The 14,713-nt window shown below is 62.6% G+C and carries 14 protein-coding genes and 1 pseudogene; 11 read left to right on the top strand and 4 right to left on the bottom strand.

Going from position 1 to position 14,713, the window contains the following annotated elements:
- Positions 1 to 220: 220 nt before the first annotated feature.
- Positions 221 to 721 (top strand): phosphate-starvation-inducible protein PsiE, encoded by a 501-nt coding sequence (locus NTD84_RS21300; protein WP_262169644.1) that lies wholly within the window; start codon positions 221 to 223, stop codon positions 719 to 721.
- Here NTD84_RS21300 and NTD84_RS21295 read toward each other — a convergent pair.
- Positions 718 to 1,035 carry a DUF3509 domain-containing protein gene (locus NTD84_RS21295; RefSeq protein ID WP_262169642.1) on the bottom strand — a complete coding sequence of 106 codons (318 nt, stop codon included), beginning with the start codon at positions 1,033 to 1,035 and terminating at the stop codon, positions 718 to 720. The genes NTD84_RS21300 and NTD84_RS21295 overlap by 4 nt on opposite strands.
- A 344-nt stretch (positions 1,036 to 1,379) precedes the next feature.
- On the opposite strand from NTD84_RS21295, the pseudogene NTD84_RS21290 reads away from it, so the two are divergent.
- The 8 genes and pseudogenes from NTD84_RS21290 to NTD84_RS21255 form a co-directional block, all read left to right on the top strand.
- Positions 1,380 to 1,526, top strand: a pseudogene (locus tag NTD84_RS21290) (LysR family transcriptional regulator); the annotation flags it as partial.
- 213 nt (positions 1,527 to 1,739) lie between these two features.
- Positions 1,740 to 2,147 (top strand): HPF/RaiA family ribosome-associated protein, encoded by a 408-nt coding sequence (locus NTD84_RS21285; protein ID WP_262169640.1) that lies wholly within the window; start codon positions 1,740 to 1,742, stop codon positions 2,145 to 2,147.
- 206 nt (positions 2,148 to 2,353) lie between these two features.
- Positions 2,354 to 2,659 carry a DUF3649 domain-containing protein gene (locus NTD84_RS21280; protein ID WP_262169637.1) on the top strand — a complete coding sequence of 102 codons (306 nt, stop codon included), beginning with the start codon at positions 2,354 to 2,356 and terminating at the stop codon, positions 2,657 to 2,659.
- A complete protein-coding gene (locus NTD84_RS21275; RefSeq protein ID WP_262169634.1) occupies positions 2,656 to 4,236 on the top strand; it encodes a PepSY-associated TM helix domain-containing protein in 1,581 nt (526 codons plus the stop codon). The genes NTD84_RS21280 and NTD84_RS21275 overlap by 4 nt, the downstream gene beginning before the upstream one ends.
- Complete coding sequence (locus NTD84_RS21270) at positions 4,237 to 4,563, top strand: DUF3325 domain-containing protein (RefSeq protein WP_262169632.1); 327 nt, start codon at positions 4,237 to 4,239, stop codon at positions 4,561 to 4,563.
- A gap of 4 nt (positions 4,564 to 4,567) precedes the next feature.
- On the top strand, positions 4,568 to 5,131 hold the full coding sequence (locus NTD84_RS21265) for an RNA polymerase sigma factor (RefSeq protein ID WP_262169631.1): 564 nt from the start codon (positions 4,568 to 4,570) through the stop codon (positions 5,129 to 5,131).
- Positions 5,128 to 6,114, top strand: a complete 987-nt coding sequence (locus NTD84_RS21260; RefSeq protein ID WP_262169628.1) for a FecR family protein — start codon at positions 5,128 to 5,130, stop codon at positions 6,112 to 6,114. Before NTD84_RS21265 ends, NTD84_RS21260 begins: the two co-directional genes overlap by 4 nt.
- Positions 6,115 to 6,266: 152 nt before the next feature.
- Positions 6,267 to 8,696 carry a TonB-dependent siderophore receptor gene (locus NTD84_RS21255; protein WP_262169625.1) on the top strand — a complete coding sequence of 810 codons (2,430 nt, stop codon included), beginning with the start codon at positions 6,267 to 6,269 and terminating at the stop codon, positions 8,694 to 8,696.
- A 100-nt stretch (positions 8,697 to 8,796) separates the two neighbouring features.
- Here NTD84_RS21255 and NTD84_RS21250 read toward each other — a convergent pair whose 3' ends face one another.
- Complete coding sequence (locus tag NTD84_RS21250) at positions 8,797 to 9,672, bottom strand: helix-turn-helix domain-containing protein (RefSeq protein WP_262169622.1); 876 nt, start codon at positions 9,670 to 9,672, stop codon at positions 8,797 to 8,799.
- A gap of 137 nt (positions 9,673 to 9,809) precedes the next feature.
- Here NTD84_RS21250 and NTD84_RS21245 point away from each other — a divergent pair, with 137 nt between their 5' ends.
- The gene (locus NTD84_RS21245) at positions 9,810 to 10,712 is read left to right on the top strand and encodes a DMT family transporter (RefSeq protein ID WP_262169619.1); all 903 of its coding nucleotides are present in this window, start codon (positions 9,810 to 9,812) and stop codon (positions 10,710 to 10,712) included.
- Between the two features lie 128 nt (positions 10,713 to 10,840).
- Here the strand turns inward: NTD84_RS21245 and NTD84_RS21240 are convergent, their stop codons facing one another.
- Together NTD84_RS21240 and NTD84_RS21235 are read right to left on the bottom strand one after the other, a co-directional pair.
- The gene (locus NTD84_RS21240; protein ID WP_262169616.1) at positions 10,841 to 11,815 is read right to left on the bottom strand and encodes a 2-hydroxyacid dehydrogenase; all 975 of its coding nucleotides are present in this window, start codon (positions 11,813 to 11,815) and stop codon (positions 10,841 to 10,843) included.
- A 112-nt stretch (positions 11,816 to 11,927) separates the two neighbouring features.
- On the bottom strand, positions 11,928 to 12,896 hold the full coding sequence (locus tag NTD84_RS21235) for a LysR family transcriptional regulator (protein WP_262169615.1): 969 nt from the start codon (positions 12,894 to 12,896) through the stop codon (positions 11,928 to 11,930).
- A gap of 207 nt (positions 12,897 to 13,103) precedes the next feature.
- Here NTD84_RS21235 and NTD84_RS21230 point away from each other — a divergent pair, with 207 nt between their 5' ends.
- Positions 13,104 to 14,615, top strand: a complete 1,512-nt coding sequence (locus NTD84_RS21230) for an efflux transporter outer membrane subunit (RefSeq protein ID WP_262169612.1) — start codon at positions 13,104 to 13,106, stop codon at positions 14,613 to 14,615.
- Positions 14,616 to 14,713: the final 98 nt, after the last annotated feature.

Here is a 14,713-nt window from a genome sequence, read left to right as displayed (position 1 = left end):
AAATCGGGATTGTGAGGAGGGCCGGGGCAACCCCTTTCGCGAGCAGGCTCGCTCCCACAGGTTTGATGGCAACCGGGCGGGTGCGACCAAACGCCACGGCGCGTGTTTTCGAGCGCCTCGCCATCATGTCGCAGGCGCCGCTGGCCTTTTTTCTGCATGCAGAACAACCGTCACGTCCAACCCGCATCATCCGCTCGAACCGAGCTAAGGAAGAATCATCGTGAAAATCAACTGGGCCGAGAATCTGCGGCAGAACGTGCACCAACTGGCCGAGTCCCTGGGCAATCTGTTCGTCGAGACCTTCCACTACCTGGCGCTGTTCGCCATCGGTGCGGTGACCGCGTGGGCGGCGGTGATGGAATTCCTGGGGATGATCGAAGCGGGCCACATCAAGATCGACGACATCCTGCTGCTGTTCATCTACCTGGAACTGGGGGCGATGGTCGGGATTTATTTCAAGACCAATCACATGCCAGTGCGGTTCCTGATCTACGTCGCGATCACCGCACTGACGCGATTGCTGATCTCCAACGTTTCGCACCACAACCCGCCGGATCTCGGCATCATCTACCTGTGCGGCGGGATTCTGCTGCTGGCCTTTGCGATTTTGGTGGTGCGTTATGCCTCGTCACAATTTCCTTCGGTAAAGATCGAACACCCGCAACGCAAGATCGGTGCGGGTTCCGGTGAGCATCCCGAAGTGGAGAAGGGTGAGCTTTAAAAACCCATGGCGGGCCGTGGCTGGCCTTGGGCGGGCGGTGGCGGCAGGGTGCGATTGTCGCCATCGGTCATGGCTTCAAGGATGGTCATGGCGCTGTGGCCCTGTTCGATGGCTATGCCGAACTGGATGCTTTGCACCAGGCGTTTGAGACGCTTGGGGTCGTTGCGCTGTTCGGCGCTGATCATCCGCTTGGCCACGACGCGACCACTGTTGGAGAGGGTCAGCATGATGCTGCCGTCCAGCCCCTGAATGCTCAGGTTGATCTGGTAGTCCGGTGCGAAAGCATCGGTAATGAGCTGAAAAGGGTTGTCCATGATGCGTCACCGCCTGATTGAACGTGCAGTTGTTGACCGGCCGTGATCGGGTTGGTTCGCAACACCGGACCATTAGCATGTCGTTCGCGTTCTCACAACGGGATGTAGCAAGCCGCATGCCGTAACCCCTGTAGGAGCGAGCTTGCTCGCGATGAACGTCAACGATGACGCTTATTTACCGGGTGAGCGCGGCGCCTTACCGTTCATCGCGAGCAGGCTCGCTCCTACAGAAGAGTGGTTTTTTCTGCCCGTTTCAGGGCATGAGCGAGGTCCGTGCAAGCAAACCGGTCAGCATTCCACCCAGTTGACCGCCAGGCCACCTCGCGACGTTTCTATATCACCGCCTGGCAGTGCCGAATCACAAACGCTATGTGCTGCTGTATGCGCCGGCGGCGTTGAGCCATCCGGGCGTGCGCGCGGTGCATGACTGGCTGGTAGAAGAGGCGGGGATTTTTCGCACGCTGCATCCGCTGGCGCAGCGGCAGATATGAGGAATTGTGACAAACAAGCGAGTCGACCCAACTCCCGACCTTAACAGCGCTTTTATCGGTTGTCCGGCTTTTTTTGCGAATGAATATTTATCTTTTTTTAGGGGTTGAATTGTTCTGCGCACAGACCGATTGTGTAAGTAAGAGGTCACGGTGACGACGCCCAAGGGCCAGCCGAACGGCCTCTCGCGAGCTAGCTGAAATAAGGGATGAACTATGCAAATCCAAGTCAACAGTGATAACCATATTCAAAGCAGCATCCGACTGGAGGAGTGGGTACGTACTACCATTGAGAGCACGCTCGAACGCTACGAAGAGGACCTGACCCGCGTCGAGGTCCATCTGCGGGACGAGAACGGCGACAAGCCCGGTCCCCATGATTTGCGCTGCCAGCTGGAAGCGCGGCCAAAAGGCCATCAACCGATTTCTGTGACCCATAAAGCCGACACCCTGGAGCAAGCGATCGACGGTGCGGCGGAAAAACTCGAGCACGCGCTGGAGCATCTGTTCGGCAAACTGCGGGGCAAACCACGTGCCGCTGTGGTGCCATTCGAGAGGGCCGCTACCGATGCGTTGCTGGAAGACGAATTTCTCGAAAACGAACAGGCTGCCCAAAACGGCTGAGGCCTGATTCAACGTCCAACTGACCAACGACAACGGGCCTGCTGATGCAGGCCCGTTTTTTTTGCGTGATTAACGCCATCAGATCGGGAAAGCCCTGGGGGCGGGAAATCATTCGATGCCTTTGCGTATGAGAATATTTATCATTAGTATTGCGACCTTGTTGGTCCGCTGATTTCTCGCGGCCTTACCCGTTTCCAGGTCGACACATGAAAGGCAAAACCCGTTCGCTTCCGGTTTCCTACCGATTGGCCGTCACGTCCCGCGTGCTGGCCGCGGTGTTGGGTGGCTATATCGTCGCCGCGCTGGCCAGCGTCAGCCTGAGTCTGTGGGTGCCGATGCCCCGCGCCGATGCGGTGGTGACCGGCATGATGATTTCGTTCCTGGTCTACCTGGGCGCGGTGATCTGGTGTTTTGCCTGCCGCAGTGCGGCGCGAGCCTGGTTCGGCATGCTCGTGCCAAGTCTGGTGCTGGCGGCGGTGGCGGGGCTGGCGTACTGGGTGGGTCACTCATGAAAGAGGGCTTTCGTCAGGCTATGGCCTGGCTGCACACCTGGGCCGGGTTGACCTTCGGCTGGTTGCTGTTCGCGATTTTCCTCACCGGCACGCTCGCCTATTTCAAGGGTGAGATCAGCCACTGGATGCAGCCGGAAATTCCTGCCCGTTCGGTCAGCGCCGAAGCCAGTCTGACCGTCGCGCAAAACTATCTTCAGCAACATGCCGCCGACGCCTCGCGCTGGCTTATCGAATTGCCCGATGCCCGCGAACCGGGCCTGTCGGTACGCTGGCAACAGACCCCGGCCAGGCGCGGTGAACGCGGCCAGTTCACGGAAAAACGCCTCGACCCGTATACCGGCGCCGAAGTGCAGGCCCGGGAAACCCTGGGCGGTGAATTCTTTTATCGTTTCCACTTCCAGCTGCAGATGCCTTATCCGTGGGGCCGCTGGCTGTCGACCATCGCCGCGATGGTGATGTTTGTCGCGCTGATCAGCGGGATCATCACCCACAAGAAAATCTTCAAGGACTTCTTCACCTTCCGCCCGCGCAAGGGCCAGCGTTCCTGGCTCGACGGCCATAACGCGGTGGGTGTGCTGGTGCTGCCGTTTCACCTGATGATCACTTACAGCAGCCTCGTCATCTTCATGTCGATGGTGATGCCGGCCAGCATCCTGGCCTCGTACAACGGCGATGCGCGGGCGTTTTTCGACGAGGTGTTTCCAGCGTCGACCACGCCGGAGCGGGCCGGCAAACCGGCGGAACTGGCGCCGCTGACACCGTTGTTGGAAAAGGCGCGCGAGCAATGGGCGGGCGGCGAGGTTGCGCGGCTCACGGTGAACAATCCAGGCGATAGCAACGCTTCGGTGGTGCTCATACGGGACAGTGCAGATCGCGTGGTCCATGACTTTGGCCGCGCGGCGACCTTCAATGGCGTGACCGGCCAGCTGCTCGGCACGACCCCGGAGCAGTCGCTGCCCAGAGCGATTGCCGGCAGTTTCTACGGCTTGCACATGGGGCGTTTCGCTGACCCGGTGCTGCGCTGGTTGTACTTCGTTTGCGGTCTGGCCGGCACAGCGATGATCGGCACCGGGCTGGTGATCTGGCTCGGCAAGCGTCAGCTCCAGCATGTGAAAAGCGGGGTGATGCCGGTCGAATTGCGTCTGGTGGAAGTGCTGAACATCGTCAGCATGGCCGGGCTGATGCTCGCGGTGGCGGCGTTTTTCTGGGCCAATCGGCTGTTGCCGGTAGGGCTGGCCGGGCGCTCGAATTGGGAAGTGAACAGCTTCTTCATCGTCTGGGGCCTGAGTGTGCTGCATGCCGTGGTTCGACGTGGCCGCGCCGCCTGGGTGGAGCAGTTGGCGCTGGCGGCGATGCTGTTCGGCACGGTGCCGGTTCTCAACGCTCTGACCACGCCGTACCCGCTCGGCGTCACGCTGGCGCAGGGCGACTGGGCCATGGCCGGTTTCGATTTGACGTGCCTGGCCAGCGGGGTGTTTCTCGCCTGGGCCGCCTGGAAAATGCAGCGCGCCGGGCAGGCTGAAAGGGTCAACCGCCCGCGCAAGCAACCGATCACCCTTGAGCAGGAGGCGAACTGAATGTGGCTCGCTCTGTTGCTCTGTTACGGCGGTTTCACCGCATTGTGTTTATCGATGGATCGCCATCACGCCGACCTGCTGGGCCGCAAACCGTCGGCCCTTCGTCGGCAACTGCTGAAGCTGGCCGGCTGGTTGCTGCTGATCTTGTCGCTGTGGGCTGCGGTGGCGTCGAGCGGATGGGGCCTCGGCCTGGTGAAGTGGTGTGCGGTGCTGATGCTCAGCGCGCTGCTGCTGGTGCTGTTGCTGCCGTATCGCCCGCGGCTGGCGTTGTCGCTGGCCGGGTTGAGCCTGCTGGTCAGTCCCGTCGCCGTTTTCGCGCAGTATTGAGCCTATGATCGCCAGCCCTCCGGATTCCCACGATGACGAGCCGCGCGGCGCGCGGGCGCATTTCCTCCAGGTGTTCCTGTCCCAGCGTTCGCAAATGGAAGCGTTGGTGAATCGCCGCGTGGGCTGTCGGGCCACGGCGGCGGACCTGGTGCAGGATTTGTTTCTGCGCTTCTGGCGCCGGCCGTTGGTGCAGGTCGAAGAACTCAGCACGTACCTGTTGCGCTGCGCCGGCAACATCGCCATCGATCATCTGCGCAGCGAAGGCACGCGGGTGCGGGTCAACGAAGGCTGGCAGCCGGATCAACCGGACAGCCACGGCAGTGAACCGCAGGCGGCGCTGGAGGCCGGCAATGATTTGCGCCACGTTGAAGCGGCGTTGCGCGCCTTGCCCGAACGCACGCGGCAGATTTTTCTGCTCAATCGCATCCATGGTCGCAAGTACGCCGAGATTGCCAAGGCGATGGGCGTGTCCCAAAGCGCTGTGGAAAAACATATGATGCGCGCCCTCGAAGCCTGCAAGGCCAGCCTGCGGGATCCCGAACCGCGCTCGCCAGGGAAAGCACCGTGAATCAGTTCGACCGCGTCACCCCGACGCCCGCTCACGAGCAGGCGGCCTTTGCCTGGCTGAGCCTGTTGCACGACCAGCCCAGCAGCGGCGACCAGGCGACGTTTAGCCAGTGGCTGCAAGCCGATCCTGCCCACGCCGAGGCCTACGCCCAGGCGCAAGTGGTGTGGGAATTGAGCGAAGGGCCGGCGCGGACGCTCGCCAACGAAGAGGCGTTCGTCTTGCAGGGCTACCTCAACGCCATGAATCAGGCGCGCCGCAGCACTATTCGGCGCTGGTCCGCCGCGCTGACGATGGCGGCGTGCCTGCTGTTGATGATCAGCCTCGGCTCGGGCTGGCAGCCGATGCGCTGGGTCGATGACCTCGGTGCCGACTATGTGTCCGTGCCGGGTGAAGTCCGCACCGTGATTCTCCCCGACCAGTCGCAGGTGACCCTGGACGCCGACAGCGCCATCGCCGTGGATTTCAGCCGCGGCGAACGCCACGTGCGGCTGCGTCGCGGCGCCGGTTTTTTCAGCGTGACGCACACCGGCGAGCCGTTTGTGGTCGACGCGGAAAAGGGCCAGGCGCGGGTGCTGGGCACGCAGTTTGAAGTGCGTCTGCGACCCCACGGTGCGCAAGTGACGGTGTTGTCCGGACGGGTCGGCGTGACGGCGGACAAACACGCCGAACAGCAAATCCTCACCGCCGGTCAGCAAGTCGCCTATGGCGATGGTGCTGCGCAAAAGCAGCACGCGGTGGACAGCGAGGCACAACTGGCGTGGCGCCAGGGCTGGCTCAATTACTACAAGGCCACACTCGCGGAAGTGGTTGAGGACCTGCGACGTTACGACCCGGGACGGATTGTGCTGCTCAATGATGAGCTGGCGGCGCGGCGGGTCAGTGGCAGCTTCCCGAGCAAGGATCCGCGGGCGGTGTTGAGTTCGTTGCAGGGGGTGATGGGGTTTGAGCAGCACACCGTGGGGCCGCTGATCATCATTCGGTGAAGCGGCTGGCCCGCGAAGGCGTCAGTCCCGGCAACAAAACCCCAATAAAAATAATTTCAAAATTTTGGTGAGGTAAACCCAAGCCCCATCCGTGTAGTGACTGAAACTGCGAGTCATTCGCATCCGTAGCGGTTCTACACAGGTCATGAGCAATGAAGTCCAGGGCAAAATCGGTTTCGGTCACACAGTGGATGGGCGCTTCGGCGCTGCTTATTTCGGCAATGGCGTTGCTGCCCTTGAGCGTGGCCTTGGCGGCCGAGGCCGGCACTGTGCAGCCGCGCACGCAATTCAGCTTCGCCATGGCCGCCAAACCGCTGCCCCAGGCCTTGAGCGATTTCAGCCGGATCACCGGCATCAGCGTGGTCTACACCGATGAAGCGCCCTACGGCATCAACGCGCCAGCGGTCAACGGGCAGATGAGCGCCGAACAGGCGATCCAGGGCTTGCTCAGCGGTTCGGGTTTGACCTTCCGCCGCACCGATGCGCACACCATGGCACTGGAACCGCGGCCCACCGAAGGCGCCTTGAACCTCGGCGCCACCACCATCACCTCGGTGATGGATCAAAGCATGAGCTACCAGCCGCCGCCCACCAGCTCGGTGATGCGTTCGTCGGCCCTGCTTCAGGAAATCCCCCAGACCGTCAACGTGATCCCGGCCCAGGTCATTCGCGATCAGGCGCCGCGCAACCTCGACGATGCGCTGGCCAATGTCAGCGGCATCACCCAGGGCAATACGCTGGGCAGCACCCAGGACTCGGTGATGACTCGCGGCTTCGGCGACAACCGCAATGGCTCGATCATGCGCGACGGCATGCCGGTGGTGCAGGGCCGCGGCCTCAACGCCAGCGTCGACCGGATCGAAGTGCTCAAGGGGCCGGCCTCTCTGCTCTACGGCATTCAGGACCCCGGCGGCGTGGTCAATCTGGTCAGCAAGAAGCCTGAACTTGAGCAGTACAACGCCTTGACCCTGCGCGGTTCGACCTACGGTGACGGCAAGAACGGCAGCGGCGGCAGCCTCGACAGCACTGGCGCCCTCGGCGATTCCGGGCTCGCGTACCGCATGGTGCTGGACCACGAAGACGAAGATTACTGGCGCAACTTCGGCACCCACCGCGAGACTCTGGTGGCGCCCTCGCTGGCCTGGTTCGGCGAAAGCACCCAGTTGCTGTTCGCCTACGAGCACCGTGAATTTCTGACCCCGTTCGACCGCGGCACCCTGATCGATCCGCGAGACAACCATCCGCTGGACATCTCCCGCGACCGTCGCCTCGACGAGCCGTTCAACAACATGGAAGGGCGCTCGGACCTCTATCACTTCGAGGCCGACCACCAGCTCAATGACAACTGGAGCGCCCACTTCGGCTACAGCTGGAACCGTGAAACCTACGACGCCAGCCAGGTGCGTGTCACCGCGATCAACCCTGCCAACGGCACGCTGACCCGCAGCATGGACGGCACCCATAACGCCATCAGCACCGACCGCTTCACCACCGCCAGCCTCGAAGGCAAGGTCAATGTGCTGGGCATGCAGCATGACCTGGTGTTCGGCGTCGATGACGAGTACCGCAAGATCTATCGCGCCGACCTGATCCGCCAGAAAAGCCTGACCACCTTCAGTTACCTCAACCCGATCTACGGCCGTGAAGTCGAAGGCACCACCGTCAGCCCGGCCGACAGCGCGCAGACCGATCTGCTGCGCAGCGATTCGTTGTTCCTGCAGGACTCGATCCACCTCACCGACCAGTGGATCCTGGTGGCCGGCGGGCGGTTCCAAGAGTACGACCAATACGCTGGCAAAGGCGTGCCGTTCCGCGCCAACACCGACAGCAACGGCCAGAAGTGGGTGCCGCGTGCCGGCCTGGTCTATCGCTACACCGATGAGCTGTCGTTCTACGGCAGCTACACCGAATCGTTCAAACCCAACTCGACCATCGCCCCGTTGAGCGGCAGCAGCACCGTGCTCGACGGCAGCATCGCGCCGGAAGAAGCCAAGTCCTGGGAAGTCGGGGCCAAGCTGGATATTCCGGGGCGTGTGACGGGCAACGTCGCGCTGTTCGACATCAAGAAACGCAACGTGCTGGTGGCCAACGCCGAAGGCCCGGTGACCCTCTACAGCGCCGCCGGCGAAGTGCGCTCCCGCGGGCTGGAAGTGGATTTGACCGGCCAGCTCAGTGACCGTTGGAGCATGATCGGCAGCTATGCCTACACCGATGCCGAAGTCACCGAAGACCCGACCTACAAGGGCAAGCAACTGCAGAACGTGGCGAAGAACAGTGGGTCGCTGTCGGCGGTCTACGACTTCGGCACCGTTGTTGGCGGCGATCAGCTGCGGGTCGGCGCGGGTGCGCGCTACGTCGGTGAGCGGGCGGGTAACGCGGTGAACGATTTCGACCTGCCGAGCTACACCGTGGCCGACGCATTCGCCACCTACGACACCAAGGTCGAGGGGCAGAAGGTCAAGTTTCAGCTCAACGTGAAAAACCTGTTCGACCGCACGTACTACACATCAGCGGCTAGCCGGTTCTTTGTGTCGATGGGCGATTCGCGGCAGGTCTCGTTGTCCAGCACCCTGGAATTCTGATCGTAGAGCGCGCCATCGTTCTTCGCGAGCAAGCCCGCTCCCACAGGATCAGCCACCGTCCTTGCAGGAGCGGGGCTTGCCCGCGAAGGCGCCATCGCGATCACCGCAAAAACGCCTGCCGATATTCTCCAGGCGTCCCACCCAATGCCTGGCGAAACCGATGGGTGAAATGACTCGCGCTGGCAAATCCGCACGCCAACGCAATCTCCCCCAGCGGCTGCGAGGTGCTGCGCAACAGATCCCGCGCCCGGCTCAAGCGCCGTGCCAACACGTATTGATGAGGCGGCAAGCCGAAGCTTTCACGAAACATCCGCGCGAAGTGATACTCCGACAGCGCGCACAATCCCGCCAGTTGCCCCAGGCTGATCGCTTCGGCCAACTGGGTGTCAATGAACTCCACCAACTGTCGACGCTGATGCGCCGCCAGCCCACCCTTGAGGCGTAACCCTTCGCGCATCCCCACTTGGCCAAGTAACACGTGGCTGAGCATCTCGTGGGCCAGACTGCTGGTGAGCAGGCGTTCGCCGGGCTCGTCCCAATTGAGCGTGAGCATCTGGCGAAAGCGCTTTGCCTGCTGCGGATCGTCGAGAAAAGTCCCTTCGCGCAGCTGCAATTCACGTGGCTCGCGGTCCAGCAGCGTGACGCAGCCGAGGGCGAATTGTTCGGGGCTGAAATAAAGGTGGGCCAGGCGAATGTCGCCGTTGATCACCCAGCCAGACTGGTGGTCGGCGGGCAGGATGCACAACTTGTCCGGGCCGCCCTTGGTGCCCGGCTGGTCGCGGCGAAAAGTGCCGGTGCCGCCGGCGATGTAGCATGACAGCGTGTGGTGGCTCGGCGCCTCGTAGTCCTGCGCATCGTGATGGTTGCTCCACAAGGCTGCAGCCATGCCGTCACCGAGCTCGGCGCTGTGCTCCAGGCGAGCATTGGGCGAGCGGTTGAGGGCTTGAAAGACTTGCAGGGATTCCAGTGCGGGCATTTTCGTTCTCTCCAACGCCTTGCATCCTACTCCGTAGACGTTGGCCTGCCAGCCCGTCGCCCGATAAAACCGCAAGTTTACGCAAGTGCAAAAAGATCCGGCGCAGGACACTGGGCACCTATCGAGGAGCCTTTGCCATGAACCTGTCGTTGTATTTGCTGACCGTGCTGATCTGGGGCACCACCTGGATTGCCCTGAAATGGCAACTGGGCGTGGTGGCCATCCCGGTGTCCATCGTCTATCGCTTCGGCCTCGCTGCGCTGGTGCTGTTCGTGCTGCTGTTGCTCAGTCGCAAGCTGCAAGTGATGAACCGTCGAGGTCACCTGATCTGCCTGGCCCAGGGCCTGTGCCTGTTTTGCGTCAACTTCATGTGCTTCCTGACCGCGAGCCAGTGGATACCGAGTGGCCTGGTGGCCGTGGTGTTTTCCACCGCCACGCTGTGGAATGCGCTGAATGCGCGGGTGTTCTTCGGCCAGCACATTGCGCGCAACGTGCTGATGGGGGGCGCGCTCGGCTTGCTCGGCCTGGGCTTGCTGTTCTGGCCAGAACTGGCCGGCCATACCGCCAGTCCGGAAACGCTGCTCGGCCTTGGGTTGGCGCTGCTTGGGACGCTGTGTTTTTCGGCGGGCAACATGCTGTCGAGCCTGCAACAGAAGGCCGGGCTCAAGCCGCTGACCACCAACGCCTGGGGCATGGCGTATGGCGCGGCGATGCTGTCGGTGTGGTGCCTGGTCAAAGGCATTCCCTTCGATATGGAATGGAATACGCGTTACATCGGCTCGTTGCTGTACCTGGTCATTCCCGGTTCGGTGATCGGCTTCACCGCCTACCTGACCCTGGTCGGGCGCATGGGCCCGGAGCGCGCAGCTTATTGCACGGTGTTGTTCCCGGTGGTGGCGCTGAATGTGTCAGCGTTTGCCGAAGGCTACCAATGGACCGCGCCGGCGCTGGTCGGGCTGGTCATGGTGATGCTGGGCAACGTACTGGTGTTCCGCAAACCCAAGGCGCCGCAGGTGCAGGGCAACGGCAAGCTGGCCTGACCAAACACCTCCCGCCCCCTGTAGGAGCGAGCTTGCTCGCGATGGACTCGAAGCCTCCGCGGGTCATCCGGTTTCCCGCGTTATCGTTGACGACCATCGCGAGCAAGCTCGCTCCTACAGGGACAGGGTCAGCCTTTGAACACTTGCGGGTTGACCAGGTCCTGCGGGCGCTGGCCCAGCAGGGCGCTGCGCAGGTTGGCCAGGGCGCGGTTGGCCATGGCTTCGCGGGTTTCGTTGGTCGCGGAGCCGATGTGCGGCAAGGTCACGGCGTTTTTCAGCTGGAACAGCGGTGACTCGGCGAGCGGCTCTTTCTCGTAGACATCCAGCCCGGCGCCGCGGATCTGGTTGTTTTGCAGCGCCTCGATCAGCGCCGGTTCGTCCACCACCGGACCGCGGGCGATGTTGATCAGAATCGCGCTCGGCTTCATCAACGCGAGTTCGCGACGGCTGATCAGGTGTTTGGTCTTTTCGCTGAGCGGCACCACCAGGCAAACGAAATCCGCTTCGGCCAGCAGCTCATCGAGGCTGCGGAATTGCGCGCCGAGTTCCTGTTCCAGCGCCGGTTTGCGGCTGTTGCCGCTGTAGAGCACCGGCATGTTGAAGCCGAGCCGACCGCGACGGGCAATGGCCGCGCCGATGTTGCCCATGCCGACGATGCCCAGGGTTTTGCCATAGACATCGGTGCCGAACAGCGGCGCGCCGACGGTCGCTTGCCATTGACCGGCCTTGGTCCAGGCGTCCAGTTCGGCGACACGGCGGGCGCTGCTCATCAACAGGGCGAACGCCAGGTCGGCGGTGCTTTCAGTGAGCACATCCGGCGTGTTGGTCAGCATGATCCCGCGTTCGTTGAAGTAGCCGACATCGTAATTGTCGTAGCCCACCGAGACGCTGGACACCACTTCCAGTTTGCTGGCGTTCTCCAACTGCGCGCGGCCGAGCTTGCGACCGACGCCGATCAGGCCGTGGGCGTGGGGCAGGGCTTCGTTGAATTGCGCGTTGATGTCGCCGTGCTTGGGGTTCGGCACGATGACGTCGAAATCCTGCTTGAGGTGTTCGATCATCTCGGGGGTGATACGGCTGAAAGCGAGGACGGTCTTTTTCATGGGAGGCGGGCTCGTCGGGCGTGGAGAATGCCAGGCACGCTAACATTCTTCCGAGTGTTTGTGCATGGCCTGCAGGAGCGAGCTCGCGATGGTCGTCAACGATCACGCGGGGTTAATTGGCCAATCGGGCGCCGCTCAGGCTTCCGCTCAACTCATACGCCGCCAGTTCCGCCTGATGCGCTGCCAGAATCTCCGGCAACGACCCGCGAAGGTATTCGACCCAGGTCTTGATCTTCGCATCCAGGTACTGCCGCGACGGGTAGATCGCATACAGGTTCAGCTCCTGCGAGCGGTAGTTCGGCATCACCCGCACCAGCGAACCGTTGCGCAAGCCTTCGATCGCCGCATACACCGGCAGCACGCCGACGCCCATGCCGCTGGTGATCGCGGTTTTCATCGCATCCGCCGAGTTCACCAGAAACGGCGAGCTGTGGATGGTGACCATTTCCTGGCCTTCAGGGCCGTCGAAGGTCCACTTTTCCAGCGGAATCACCGGGCTCACCAGGCGCAGGCAGGCATGGTTCAGCAAATCGCTGGGTTTCTGCGCGCAGCCGTTGGCTTTGACGTAGGCTGGCGACGCGCAAACGATGCTGTAAGTGATGCCCAGCCGCTGGGAGACGAAGCCGGAGTCCGGCAGTTCGCTGGCGAGGACTATGGACACGTCATAGCCCTCGTCGAGCAAGTCCGGCACGCGGTTGGCCATGGTCAGGTCGAAGGTGACGTCGGGGTGGGTCTTGCGATAGCGGGCAATGGCGTCGATCACGAAGTGCTGGCCGATGCCGGTCATGGTGTGCACTTTGAGCTGCCCGGCCGGGCGCGCGTGGGCGTCGCTGGCCTCGGCCTCGGCTTCTTCGACATAGGCCAGGATCTGTTCGCAGCGCAACAGATAGCGCTTGCCGGCTTCGGTCAGGGCGATGCGTCGGGTGGTGCGGTTGAGCAGGCGGGTTTGCAGGTGGGCTTCCAGATTGGAGACCGCGCGCGAGACGTTGGCCGTGGTGGTGTCGAGTTGCACGGCGGCGGCGGTGAAGCTGCCGGCCTCGGCCACGTAACTGAAGGCGCGCATGTTTTGCAAAGTGTCCATGGGGTGCTCTCAAGGGCGATGGCAAATTGTGACACGAAGTTTCAGAGTCTGAGACCCCGACCAAGGGATTATCGCGATTACGGTAACAAAGATTCACAGGAATCCCAGCTTATCGCAAACAAACCCCGCCTCTAGAATTGCGCCGATCCTGTAGGAGCAAGCTCGCTACAGGGGAATTTGTACCTCCCCTCTCAGGAAATCGCAGCAGTGCCGCGTCGCATCAGCAGAGCGCTTCAGACGCTCAGTGTTTTGGCTTTAACCCTGGCAATCAGCGGCTGCATCGGAACCGGAGGTATTGCCCCGCAGGGCAAGGCGCTGGAGGCCAATGAACTGGCGACCGACGAAGCCATTCAGAGCGCCGCCCAGGATGCGCATTGGCCAGTTGCTCAATGGTGGCAGGCGTACGGCGACCCGCAACTGAACCGCTGGGTCGACCTCGCGCTGCAAGGCAGCCCGACCCTGGCCATGGCGGCGGCGCGGGTGCGCCAGGCCCGGTCCATGGCCGGCATCGCCGAATCCGCCGAATCGCTGCAGATCAACGGCGAGTCCACCCTCAAGCGCCACAACTGGCCGACCGATCAGTTCTACGGCCCTGGCGAGCTGGCCAACACCACGACCTGGGACAACAACGCCGCGCTGGGTTTCAGCTACGCCCTCGACCTCTGGGGCCGCGAAAGCAATGCCACCGAGCGCGCGGTGGACATGGCGCACATGAGCGCCGCCGAAGCGCGCCAGGCTCAGCTCGAACTGCAGAACAACATCGTGCGCGCCTACATCGAACTGTCGCTGCACTACGCGCAGCGGGACATCGTCGCCGCAACCCTGGCCCAGCAACAGCAAATTCTCGACCTGGCGCAAAAGCGCCTGAACGGCGGCATCGGCACTCATTTCGAAGTCAGCCAGGCGCAAACGCCGCTGCCGGAAACCCACCGTCAACTCGATGCCCTCGACGAAGAGATCGCCCTTAGCCGAAATCAACTCGCGGCCCTCGCCGGCAAAGGCCCGGGCGATGGCGCACAGCTGCAACGGCCGACACTGGCGTTGGGCGCCGCGCTGAAACTGCCCTCATCGCTGCCGGCACAATTGCTCGGCCAACGCCCGGACGTGGTCGCCAGTCGCTGGCAAGTGGCGGCGCAGGCGCGGGGCATCGATGTCGCTCATGCCGGTTTCTACCCCAACGTCGACCTGGTCGGCAGCCTCGGCTACATGGCCACCGGCGGCGGGGCGCTGGAGTTCTTGACCGGCAAGAAACTCAACTACAGCGTCGGCCCGGCGATCTCGCTGCCGATCTTCGACGGCGGTCGCTTGCGTGCCGAGCTGGGCGAAGCCTCCGCCGGTTATGACATCGCCGTGGCCAGGTACAACCAGACGCTGGTCAACGCGCTGAAAAACATCTCCGACCAGTTGATCCGCCGCGAGTCCATGGACAAGCAGCAAACCTTCGCTGCCGAGTCCGTCGCCACGGCGCAGAAAACCTACGACATCGCGATGATTGCCTATCAGCGAGGGCTCACCGATTACCTCAACGTGCTCAACGCCCAGACCTTGCTGTTCAAGCAGCAACAAGTGCAGCAACAGGTTCAGGCTGCGCGTTTGAGTGCGCATGCGGAACTGGTGACGGCGCTCGGTGGCGGGCTGGGTGCGGGTGAGGATGTGCCCAAAGACAGCCAGACCGCCGCCCCGAAACCCCCGGCCACCCTGACGAGTTTGCTCAATTGAACGGCGGACATCCGGGCAGCCCGGCCGTGAAACCTGGCCGCCATCCAGTGGGCGCGAGCCTGCTCGCGATCGCGGACCATCAGCCAACGCGCAGGTCG

The organism is Pseudomonas sp. 14P_8.1_Bac3, assembly GCF_025466085.1.
Classification (GTDB): Bacteria; Pseudomonadota; Gammaproteobacteria; order Pseudomonadales; family Pseudomonadaceae; genus Aquipseudomonas.
This window is presented reverse-complemented; position numbering and strand designations above follow the sequence as displayed.